This window comes from Spirosoma soli (genome assembly GCF_042684525.1).
In the GTDB taxonomy this organism is placed as follows: domain Bacteria; phylum Bacteroidota; class Bacteroidia; order Cytophagales; family Spirosomataceae; genus Spirosoma; species Spirosoma soli.
The window spans coordinates 42008-53563 of record NZ_JBHULN010000018.1; the positions used below are offsets into that span (position 1 = coordinate 42008).

At 51.1% G+C, this 11556-nt stretch carries 9 protein-coding genes; all 9 read left to right on the forward strand.

Annotated features, from left to right (window positions below; all coding sequences use genetic code 11):
• Positions 1-23: 23 nt before the first annotated feature.
• Entirely contained in the window at positions 24-2384 is a 2361-nt protein-coding gene (locus ACFSUS_RS22725) for an SLBB domain-containing protein (protein ID WP_381526147.1), read from the forward strand.
• An 8-nt stretch (positions 2385-2392) separates the two neighbouring features.
• The gene (locus ACFSUS_RS22730; protein WP_381526149.1) at positions 2393-3499 is read left to right on the forward strand and encodes a GNVR domain-containing protein; all 1107 of its coding nucleotides are present in this window, start codon (positions 2393-2395) and stop codon (positions 3497-3499) included.
• 26 nt (positions 3500-3525) lie between these two features.
• Positions 3526-4818, forward strand: coding sequence for a nucleotide sugar dehydrogenase (locus ACFSUS_RS22735; RefSeq protein WP_381526151.1), 1293 nt, complete (start codon positions 3526-3528; stop codon positions 4816-4818).
• 32 nt (positions 4819-4850) lie between these two features.
• The gene (locus tag ACFSUS_RS22740; protein WP_381526154.1) at positions 4851-6080 is read left to right on the forward strand and encodes a glycosyltransferase family 4 protein; all 1230 of its coding nucleotides are present in this window, start codon (positions 4851-4853) and stop codon (positions 6078-6080) included.
• The gene (locus tag ACFSUS_RS22745) at positions 6077-7186 is read left to right on the forward strand and encodes a glycosyltransferase family 4 protein (protein WP_381526156.1); all 1110 of its coding nucleotides are present in this window, start codon (positions 6077-6079) and stop codon (positions 7184-7186) included. Before ACFSUS_RS22740 ends, ACFSUS_RS22745 begins: the two co-directional genes overlap by 4 nt.
• A complete protein-coding gene (locus ACFSUS_RS22750; RefSeq protein WP_381526158.1) occupies positions 7183-8538 on the forward strand; it encodes a hypothetical protein in 1356 nt (451 codons plus the stop codon). The genes ACFSUS_RS22745 and ACFSUS_RS22750 overlap by 4 nt, the downstream gene beginning before the upstream one ends.
• On the forward strand, positions 8522-9688 hold the full coding sequence (locus ACFSUS_RS22755) for a glycosyltransferase (RefSeq protein ID WP_381526160.1): 1167 nt from the start codon (positions 8522-8524) through the stop codon (positions 9686-9688). The genes ACFSUS_RS22750 and ACFSUS_RS22755 overlap by 17 nt, the downstream gene beginning before the upstream one ends.
• Complete coding sequence (locus ACFSUS_RS22760) at positions 9685-10368, forward strand: class I SAM-dependent methyltransferase (RefSeq protein WP_381526162.1); 684 nt, start codon at positions 9685-9687, stop codon at positions 10366-10368. Before ACFSUS_RS22755 ends, ACFSUS_RS22760 begins: the two co-directional genes overlap by 4 nt.
• A gap of 73 nt (positions 10369-10441) precedes the next feature.
• The gene (wecB, locus tag ACFSUS_RS22765; RefSeq protein WP_381526164.1) at positions 10442-11545 is read left to right on the forward strand and encodes a non-hydrolyzing UDP-N-acetylglucosamine 2-epimerase; all 1104 of its coding nucleotides are present in this window, start codon (positions 10442-10444) and stop codon (positions 11543-11545) included.
• Positions 11546-11556: the final 11 nt, after the last annotated feature.

An 11556-nucleotide genomic window follows, 5' to 3' on the forward strand; every position in this document is an offset into this window, starting at 1 on the left:
CCGTAACTTATTCTTAACCTATTGTGTTTTTAACGTTAAGTCGGGCCTGCCAGATTCAGCAATTTGGCAGGCTGCTACTTTTTATGGGCTGCCTGTGGTGCCAGCCAGCTTTAGCGCAGAAGGTAGAAAACCTTACTGAGCAGCAGGTGCAACAGTTTGTTCAGCAGGCGCAGGCCAGCGGTATGACCGAAGCCCAGATTGAAGAACTGGCCAGAACCCGAGGCTTTACAACAACAGATATTGCCAGTATGCGCAAGCGAATTGGCCAGCTAGCAACATCAACCACAAAACCCACTCAATTACAGCCCACTGAAGTTGATAGAGTTCGAGAGCAACCTGCCACACCCGTTCCACCTCATTCATCCCCAGCTACAGCTAGTCATAATACGCAGGAACGAGCTGTTTTTGGCGCATCGCTGTTTACGAACGCCAACCTGACGTTTGAGCCGAACTTACGCATTCCGACTCCTCGCCATTATATAATTGGCCCGGAAGACGAACTCATCATCGATATCTTTGGTAACGCCCAGCAAACGTATCGCCCGAAAGTAAGTCCCGAAGGCAGTATCCGCATTGAGAATTTAAGCCCCATTTACGTCAATGGGCTTAGCATTGAACAGGCTGAACAGCGTATTACCGCACGGCTCCGCCTACTTTATCAGGGCATCGGTACTACCGGCAGTGGTGTACATGCGCAGCTAACCCTGGGCAGTGTTCGGAGTATCAAAGTGACGTTACTAGGGCAGGTCGTTCGACCGGGTACTTACACTCTTTCTTCGCTGGCGTCGGTCTTTAACGCGCTTTATGCGGCTGGCGGCCCTTCGCCCGACCGGGGCTCGTTTCGTGATATTCGGGTGTATCGGGCCAATCGGCTCGTTCGAACGCTCGATATGTATGATTTTCTCCTTCGGGCCGATCAAAAGGATAACATTCGCTTGCAGGATCAGGATATTATTTTCGTGGATCATTACGATACACGCGTTGAATTGGCGGGCCAAGTGAGACAACCGGGCCTCTATGAAGTCCGCAAGGGTGAAACGCTCAGGCATGTCATTACCTTTGCCGGTGGGTTTGCTGACCGGGCTTATACGGCATCTATCCAGCTACGTCGGAATACATCTACTGAGCAGCAATTAATTACCATAGCTAATGCGGAGATTAGTAATTTTTTACCAAAAGCGGGTGATCGGTACAACATCGGAGCTGTCCTTGATCGGCTTGATAACAAGGTAAGTATTAACGGAGCCGTTTTTAGGCCGGGTGATTACGCCTTACAGAAAAACTTGACCATTCGTCAACTCATAAAAAGCGCTGAAGGGCTCCGCGAAGATGCGTTTCTGAATCGAGCCACCATCCGTCGACTGCGGGAGAACCTTGATCCTGAACTGATTTCGGTAGATCTGGGCAAACTGTTCCGTAACGAAACCCCCGACGTTACGTTGCAGCGCGATGATGTTGTACAGATCAGCACCGTAAGCGAACTACGCCAGAAACGAACCGTGTCGATACGGGGAGCCGTTAATCAAGCTGGTACGTTCGATTTTGCGGACAGCATGACCGTAGCTAATCTTGTCGTGTTGGCGGGTGGCTTTTCGGACGCGGCCATTGCGTCGCGGATGGAGATTGCCCGTCGGGTGAAACAGGATACCGCTGGATTGCGCACTGGCCAGAACGTACGGTTAATTACGTTTTCAATCGATAACAACCTGCGGCTGAATTCAACCGATGCACAACTGACGCTCCAGCCGTTCGATGAAGTGTTTGTGCGCGAATCGCCCCGGTATGAAGTTCAGAAAGCGGCTACAATAGCTGGCGAGGTGCCCTATCCCGGCCCGTACGCCATTCGTACCAAAAGTGACCGCATTACCGACTTGATTGTCCGAGCCGGTGGGTTAATGCCTGACGCCTACCTGCCTGCCGCTCGCTTTACTCGCAAGGGCGAGGTGGTTTCGGTTTCCATTAAGAAAATTATGAACGACCCGGCTGCAGCAGGTAACTTGCTGCTGGAAGACGGCGACGTCTTGACCATTCCGCGTCGGGCCGAATTGGTTAGAGTGCGTGGCGAAGTGCTTAATCCCGCAACGGTGGAGTTCGATCCGGCCAAGTCATTCCGCGACTACATAAGTGAAGCAGGTGGTTTCACGCAAAAAGCGGTAAAGTATAAGGTCTATGCTGTTGCCGCTAATGGTAAAATCAAGGCAACGCATTCGTTTCTGGGGTTGAAAACCTATCCCAAACCCGAACCCGGAATGGAGATCGTTATTCCGGCGCAACCCATCAAGGAACAATCCCGGCTCTCGTCGACGGAGCGCGTTGCGGTGCTGAGTGTAGTAGCGTCGGGGGCTGCGGTGGTGTTAACAGCTTTACGGTTATTCATCAACTAACGACTTATATGATAGCACCGTCTACGTCAAGAACAACTCGAACATCCTGGCTCAACTTGTCTGCCGAAGGTGTACTGCGAACGGCCTGGCAGGGTCGAAGGCGGTTGCTGTTGTTCGTCGCCGTTTTTGTGGGGATTGGCATCGTTGTGGCCTTGTTGACGCCGTCGGAATTTGTTTCTGAGGCCAAAATTATGCCTGAGATGAACAATGGATCGGGCGATATGGTCAAACAGTTAGCCTCGGTAGCGGGATTAGCGGGTATGAATTTTACAGACGCCGAGAGCATCGACGCTGTGCGCCCGGACCTGTACCCAAACGTATTGCAGAGTACGCCGTTCATCCTGCATCTACTTAGCCAATCTGTATCGACAAAAAAAGGGGAGAAGCTGCCCTTAAGCGAGTTTTTGTTGCGGGCAGATAGATTTGCTTTGAAACGGGTATTGCTGACTGATGAGGGAGGCAGGAGTGAAGCAAAAAACACAAGTAAACAAGCGGCTGGCCCGGTGCAGCTTACAGCGCGGCAGAAAGATTTGGTTGAGGATATTGGCCAGCGGGTTAGTGCGAAGTTAGACACGCGGTCGGGCATCATTACCATAACGGCTAAAATGCCCGATGCGCACGTAGCCGCGACGGTAGCACAACTGGCTATGAACTACCTTACCGAATACGTAACGAGTTACCGTACCGAGAAGGCACGCCAGGATTTGCGATTTTACACCCAGCGGTTTGGCGAAGCGCGGCAGCGGTACCAGACAGCGCAATTCAACGTATTTCATTACAACGACCAACACAAGTATTTTGTCGTGCAGGCTGCCACGATGGACAAACAACGCATGGAGGCTGAGTTGACCATTGCTCAGTCGGTGTACACTGAGTTATCGAAACAGTATGAGCAGGCGAAGTTGAACGTGCAGGAGCGAACGCCGGTGTTCAAGGTGCTCGAACCGGCGCAAGTGCCCTTAAAACGAGTATCGCCCAAACGCACGATACTGATTTTGTTGTTCGCCCTGGCTGGATTCCTGGTGGGGTTGATCTATTTACTGATTCAACAAGCCGACTTGCCAACTAAAATCGTAGCGTTCCTGCAAGAGCATCAGGAGCCTGTTGCAGTTTGATCGATACGCTTTAACCGATATCCACCTTGTTCGACGCCTTACTAACTAAAGAAAAGCAAATTGCGGTCATCGGCTTAGGCTATGTTGGACTGCCTATTGCGCTGGCGTTTGCTACCCGATTTCGTGTGGTAGGATTCGACATCAACGCTGAACGTATCGCCATGCTGCAGCGGGCAGAAGACCCGTCACGCGAAATGCCGACCGAGGCTTTTCAAGATGCTGACATAACCTTTACGGCCAACCCCGACGATCTTCAACAGGCCCATTTTTTCGTAGTCGCCGTTCCGACGCCCATTGACGACTACAAGGTCCCCGATTTAAAGCCACTGCTACGGGCTTCGGAAGCGATTGGGCGGGCGCTGAAACCCGACGATTACGTAGTATATGAATCCACGGTCTATCCCGGCTGTACGGAGGACGATTGCTTACCACTGCTGGAAGAACATGCTAACCTGAAGCTTGGCGTAGATTTTAAGCTTGGCTATTCGCCCGAACGGATTAATCCCGGCGACAAATCTCGACCGTTGTCTTCAATTCGGAAGGTTGTTGCTGGTAACGATGCGGAGGCCGCTCAGACCATTGCGGAGGTGTATGGCAGCATCATTACGGCTGGGGTTTACGTAGCGCCGACCATTAAAGTAGCCGAAGCCGCCAAAGTCATTGAAAATATTCAGCGCGACCTGAACATCTCGCTCATGAACGAGCTGGCCATCATCTTTGATAAGATGGGCGTAGATACGCAGGAGGTAATCAAAGCCGCATCGACAAAATGGAATTTTCTGCCTTTTACGCCCGGTCTGGTTGGGGGACATTGCATCGGTATTGACCCGTATTACCTGCTCTATAAATCGCGTCAGCTCGGTTACGACCCGCAAGTGATCAACTCCGGTCGGCGTATCAACGATGGGATGCCTGCTTTTGTGGCTACTAAGCTCGTACAGAAACTATTGCAGAAAGACAAGGATCTGCGCCAGACGAAGGTGCTGGTGATGGGCCTGACCTTCAAAGAGAACGTATCCGACATTCGAAACTCGAAGGTAGCTGACCTCGTGCGTGAGCTGATGAAATACGCCATTAACGTGCATCTGGTCGATCCGCACGCGTCGCCAAACGAAGTAGCGCAGGAATACCATATGACGTTAATGGATCGACCATCCAGCCAGTACGATGCTGTAATTGTAGCCGTAGGCCACGATGAATACAAAATACTCGATATACCTTATTTTAAATCGCTTATGAACGGCGCGCCCATTTTGCTTGATATAAAGGGGCTGTTTCAAGTTGATGCAGAAGCAGGAATTGATTACTGGCGGCTATAACTGTTCACGATCATCAGAAGACAACAGACACCATGCCCCCGACAACCAAATGCGTAACGGCGCACGTAGGTGCCCGCGACCAATATCAACTTAGTCTAGCCTTACGGCAAGCAGGGTTGTTGGAACAGTTGGTTACGGAAGCCTACACACCCGATTGGTTGCATCGGATAGCGCCGGATATAGCTAGCAAACGATATTGTGCGGGTTTATCGCTCTCGTCGGTGACGATTTCGGCAAGAGCTTTGAGCTTAATGGTTGCCGCCCGAATTGATCGAAAAACCGATTTACATCATGTCGATCAGGCCATCAGCCGGGCGGCTTATAATGTAGCCGTTAAAGCTCAAGCTAATCTATTTCTGTATAGCTACTACGCCCACTCGGCTTTCCAGCAAGCCATTTTCGACAAGAGTCCTGTCCAGCGAATCTTGTTTCAACTGCATCCACACCCTTACAACATTCGGCAACTGCTGGAAGAAGAGATGGAACGGGTACCGTTTGCGGCACAATCCATTCGCGACGAAGATGAGTTTCGCCTGCGTCCTGCTCAGTTGGAGTCACTTGCCGTGGAGCCGTCCATGGCTACGCTCTGTGTAACGGCCAGCCGGTTTACGCAGGAGACGCTGCTTCAACAAGGTATTCCAGCTACGCGTATTCGGGTAGTACCGTATGGCGTTGATTCGACACGGTTTCCCGCTCGTTTGCAGCCGCCAACGTCAGATGCCTTCCGTGTCATTTTCGTGGGTCGCATGAACCAGCGGAAAGGACTGGCTGATCTGCTCGAAGCGGTTCGACAACTCCAATTCAAAAAAGTGGAAGTCGTGTTATGCGGACGCGGTTACGTTGACAAAAACATCCTAAAAGCGTACCGCGATCTGACTATCCGGCTGCACTGGGCGGTATCGGCTGATCAACTGCTACGCGAATTGCACCAGAGTCACGTGTTTGTGTTGCCCTCATTAGCCGAAGGGTTTGGCCATGTAATCCTGGAAGCGATGGCGGCTGGACTACCCATTATTACAACGGCTAACACAGGTGCCCCCGACGTACTAGATGATGGAGTTCATGGAGCTATTGTGCCCATTCGTAATCCGCAACGTATTGCTGAGCAATTAGAAGCCGCCATGTGCCGACCGGATGAGTGGTTCGAGATGGGGCAGGCCGCGGCACGACAAGCTCGTTTGTTTACCTGGGAGCGGTTTCGGGCGGGTATTGTCTCGGTATATCGTGAGGAAATGGCAAACCAATTAACGTGCGAGTCATGACCCGGCCAAAGCTTAGTTTCTACACCAATATCCCAACGCCGAATCAGAACGATTTCTTCACGGCCTTGTCGGCGCACTTCGCGCTGACGGTCATTTACTACGCGAAAACCGAGCGCAATCGTCTCTGGAGCCTTACCGATGAGCCACGACCTTATACTATCATCTGGCTACAAGATAGCCAGCTGGCACGTTGGCTACAACGCTGGATAAATGGTTACCACTTTAGCCGATCTATTCTAAGGGTCGCCCTCAATGATAATGCTGATTACGTCATTGTGAGTGGCGCTTACTGGATGCTCAATACCATCGTAGCCATGCTCGTAGCACGTTGGCGGGGTAAAGAAGTTGCCTTCTTTGGTGAGCGCTTAGCCGGTGAACCGACAGGGTGGAAGGCCGTCCTGAAGCGGTTTCTACTATGGCCGTTACGTATTTCATGCAGCCGCATATTTGCCGTCGGTCAGGAGGCTGCCGACACCTACCGCACTTTTGGTCTTAAAGCGACCATGACGGTTGTGCCCTATAACATCAACACATCTCGTTATGCCACTAAACGGTCGTTAACCGACACATTCACTTTGTTGTCGGCGGGTTCGTTAATTCCCCGCAAAGGCATGGATACGGTCATTCGGGCGGTTAAAGGGCTCACTGGCCAAGGGTATGAACACCTGCGGTTGCAGATCGTGGGTGAAGGCATTGAACGTACCGAATTGCAGCGTCTGATTGGTAACGACAACCGTATCGAGTTAGTCGGTTTTAAAGAAGGTGAGGAGCTGATCAATCATTTTCGCCGGGCCGATACGTTTGTGTTCGCATCCCGCTATGACGGTTGGGGCGTGGTTATCAACGAAGCCATAGCCGCCGGTTTACCAATCATTAGCAGCGAAACAGTAGGGGCCACCCGCCAGTGGGTTCAGCCCGGTGTTAATGGATTCACCTGCCCTCCGGACGATGTTGATGGGTTTCGCAATGCCATTCGGCAGCTAGTGAATGAGCCAACGCTACGTCAGCAGCAGGCTACCTTCAATCAACAGTTGAGCCAGCAAACCAGCTCCGAACAGTACGCCCGAGTGGTCTACGAGATAGTTCTAAACGACTTAGGCCTATGATCTGGATGTACGCAACTATGAACTTGCTGACATTGTTGTGGGGCCTTCAGTACGCTCGTCGGGTGGGTATGCGGCAGGTAATTCCCTTCGTGTTTTGTCTGGCGTTATTGCTGATCTATTGTCTGGTCACTCCCATGGCTTTTTACCTAATCTGCCGCGAAACCGTAACGGGTGACATTGGTGCGTTTCAATTCGTCGGGAAGAGCATCCTGGAGTACTATGAAGAGGGAATGCTGGCCTACATGGTAGCCAATATCTGTTTCGTTGCCGGATTTGCTCGCAGTGAAATACCCGCTGAGCCAAGCAGAATTGAACCCGATGCTGATGCAGCAGCCTGCCTACGCCGGTTGGTGGTTCGCTTATATGTCGTTTTTATGGCTATTGTCGTTGGCGATATAGCTGTGAGTGGTATCAACGTGCTGGATATACTGCTCGGCGCGTCGGTAGAAAGCCTGATGTCGTCGCAAAGCGTTACCAATACGTATTATCTACGCGCTTTTGCCGACTCAATTATAACTGTACTGGTATTGTATGCCTACCTGGACGGCAAGCGTTTGACGTTGGGCCTACTGCTTGTACCTGCGTTTATTTTGTTTGCCTTGTTAGGTTTTCGGTATCGCATCATTTTAACCCTGCTAGGCCTCTTGATCGTCTATCTGACGCGCGATGGCTTGAAAATCAACGTGTGGCGCTGGGCAGCAATGGGTATCGCCTTTCTCTACGTGCTCTTCACAATTACCTACAATCGATGGTTTTTTATTACCGGAGCCTATGACCGCCTGACAGTGAACCCGGCTGACTACGACTACAGTATGTTTCTCGATCAAACGCGCGGTTCGCTGGCTGACTTCAACTTGCTACGCTACTACGACGAAAACCCGGAGACCGCTCATGATTATGGCGTTTCTATGTTCGGGTACGTACTCATTCGGGTTATACCGAAGCAACTGTTTGACGGTGGCGAAAAACCGTACCCATCTCCATATATTGACGTACTGGATCGGTCGCTGGAGCTGCCGCGGCATTGGGTCCGCATTGGTGAGGCTAACCTGCATTATGGAGCTTTCTACGCGGGATTTGGCTGGCTTGGCTTCATTAGTTTACCCTTTGCGATGGGGTTGTGGATTAACTACTTCGTCCGACATAATCCGTCGGCCACTCCACTCGGCCTCATGAAGCAGATCGCTCTTTCGCTAGCCCTTTTCCAGCTAATTACCCGCGGCTACTTCCCGCAGTTTATTGATCATCTGGTTTACCTGTTCATTCCGATATGGCTGCTCAGGAATCGCTTACGTACCATCACCGAAGTTCAATCCACCGCCAACCTATCGCTACATGAAGCTGTTCATTAATGCCATCAACCTGTCGTCGGCGGGAGGGCTGAACGTTACGTTGAACTTTCTTGAACGTCTAACCGATTACCAACCTGGTGACCTGGAGGTTTACGTAGCGGCACCTTCTAACTGCGGCTATGAACCACTCGCATCCGCGAACATGCAGTTTGTCTGGTTACCCGACGGACCTAACGTCTGGGTTTCTCGAGTCTACATCGATTACGTCTGGATACCCGACTTACTTAAGAAAATTCGACCTGACGCGGTTTTTACCATGGGCAACTTTGCCACGCCAACCGCGCTGCCGCAGGTCCTTCTAACACAATATCCGCACCCGGCTTATCCTAACCAACGGGATGTCACAGACCGCCTTGACTGGCTCGAAGCCGTGAATGTCTCGGTACGTAATGCGGTCTTCGGTATGCGCCTGAAATACGTAGATGTGCTGCTGGTTCAGACTGAGACTATGCGTTCGCGAATCAGGCATGTCTACCCGAGCTTGCCTGCCGTTGAACTATTACCGAATGCCTATACCCAGCTCAGCCACCAGACAGCGTACAAACTTCCGAGAAGTAAGGAGCCCGGCATACGTTATCTGTTGTGCCTATCCCGCTATTATTCGCATAAAAACATTGAGGTGCTGGTCGATGTGGCGCAACAGATTGCCCATCGGGAAATGCCATATCGAATATTGCTGACAATTGAGTCGGAACAGCACTACAAAGCCCGCTGGCTGCTCAGGCGAATCCAGAAAGAAAGGCTAGACAGTGTGATCTATACGATTGGGAATGTACCGACAACCAGTATAGCCGCGCTGTATACCCAAGTTGATGGGCTAGTGTTGCCAACCTTGCTTGAGTCGTTCAGCGGTACCTATGTTGACGCTATGCACTTTGGCGTGCCCATTTTCACCTCGCGCCGGGACTTTGCTGAAGAGGTATGTGGTGACTGCGCTTATTATTTTAACCCGCTTTCGGCTGAGGATATTCTATCAACTATCGACGCTGGATTTAAAGACAATGAGCAACTACTGGCAAAGCTGAAAAAAGGGCGATTACAATCCGCTAAAATGCCGGACTGGACGACGGTTACCCAAATGGGGCTGAATGCCATTGAGTCATTGCTTAATAATGTATCGACTCCTGTTTCCTCTCACACCTACGCATGAACGCGATAGAATTTCATAACGCCATCGCCACAGACTTTCACAACCGATACGAGGTGTCGAAGGCGTTTCAGGAGCGGTTTGAGGTATGGACGAGGCTTTTCGAGCGATACGTTGCGCCCACGAATCGAGTTATGGATATGGGGTGTGGATCGGGCGTGTTCAGTAATTACCTCGCTGGCAAAGGATGCATCGTAACGGGAATCGACGGCTCGGAAGCAATGATTAATCTCTGTAATCAGGCAAAAACGGTTCCAACGGCGCAATTTGTGAAGCAGTTGCTACCCTTGGATAATGCTGACAGCTATCAGAAACAAGACGTTATCATTGCATCGAGCGTACTGGAATACCTGAATGATATGAGCGCTATGTTACAGCAAGCACAGTCCCTGCTAAAGCCAGGAGGCTTGGTGATGGTATCGATGCCTAACAAGCGAAGCATTTACCGACGAATTGAGCGATTAGCTTTCCAGCTAACTGGCTACCCCCGCTACTTCGCTCACATTCGTAACGTCTCTTCCGAAACGTTACTGAGCCAGCAACTGCATAAGCTAGGGTTTGAGACGCTGGGTGTAGTGTACTTTTCAAGTGGCGATCCGCTGTCGAAGTCCTTAAAAAATGTATTGCCCGATTATTACGTCAACAGCTTGTTTGTTGGAGTCTATCGTAAGTTAAAGCGCTAATACCGTAACCTGCATCTGGCCGAGTGAAGCCTGTCATTTACTCGCCGGAAATAAGTAGTGCCCACCGTTCAAAATGAAGATTATTAGTGTTGTTGGTGCCCGGCCCAACTTTATGAAAGTGGCCCCGTTGCACCGTGCGTTTTTGGCCTGTCCACCCATTGAGTCCAAGATTGTTCATACGGGGCAGCACTACGATGCTTGTATGAGCGACGTGTTTTTTAACCAACTCGATTTACCCCCGCCGGATTATTACTTGGGTATCAGGAGTGGTACACAAACCGCGCAAATCGCTGATATCATGCTCCGATTTGAACAGGTTTTGACTGCTGAGCGCCCTGATTGGGTGCTGGTCGTTGGCGACGTTACGAGTACGCTTGCCTGTGCCCTGGTCGCCAACAAAATGGGGATTCCCCTTGCCCACGTCGAAGCCGGATTGCGTTCAGGCGACCGTCAGATGCCCGAAGAGACGAACCGTATTGTTACCGATCACCTTGCCAACCTGTTGTTTGTAACAGAACAGGCCGGTATCGACAACCTACGGCGAGAAGGCATTGCTAATGAAAAGATCCGCTTTGTTGGCAACGTTATGATTGATTCGTTGATGTACTACCAACCCCAGGCGACGGCATTGAATGTGCCTGGAAAGCTGGGGTTAGCCGCTGGGAGTTACGCCCTAATAACGATGCACCGCCCGGCGAATGTGGATCATCTGGAAGGTTTAGCGAATATCATTCAAATTGTTCAGGATATGGCCCAGCGAAAAACGGTCGTGTTTCTGCTACACCCACGTACTCGGGCTAGCCTCGTTCGGGTTGATCTCCTCGACCAATTGATGGCAATGCCAAACGTGCAGTTGCTGGAGCCTCAGGGATACCTCGAATGCCTGAACCTACTGGAGCATGCGGCCTTGGTGATTACCGACTCGGGCGGAATTCAGGAGGAAACCACGTACCTGCAAGTGCCCTGCCTAACCTTCCGCGATACAACCGAACGGCCGGTGACCATTACACTGGGTACAAACCAGCTCATAAGCGATCTGAATCCTGTAACGTTACTACGAGCTGTAGACAAAATACTGTCAGGGCAAGTAAAACCCGGGCAGATTCCACCCTTGTGGGACGGGCAAGCCGCCGAGCGAATTGCGACTATCTTCTTAAACACAGAGAGCACAGAGTAATCTCTCTAAAC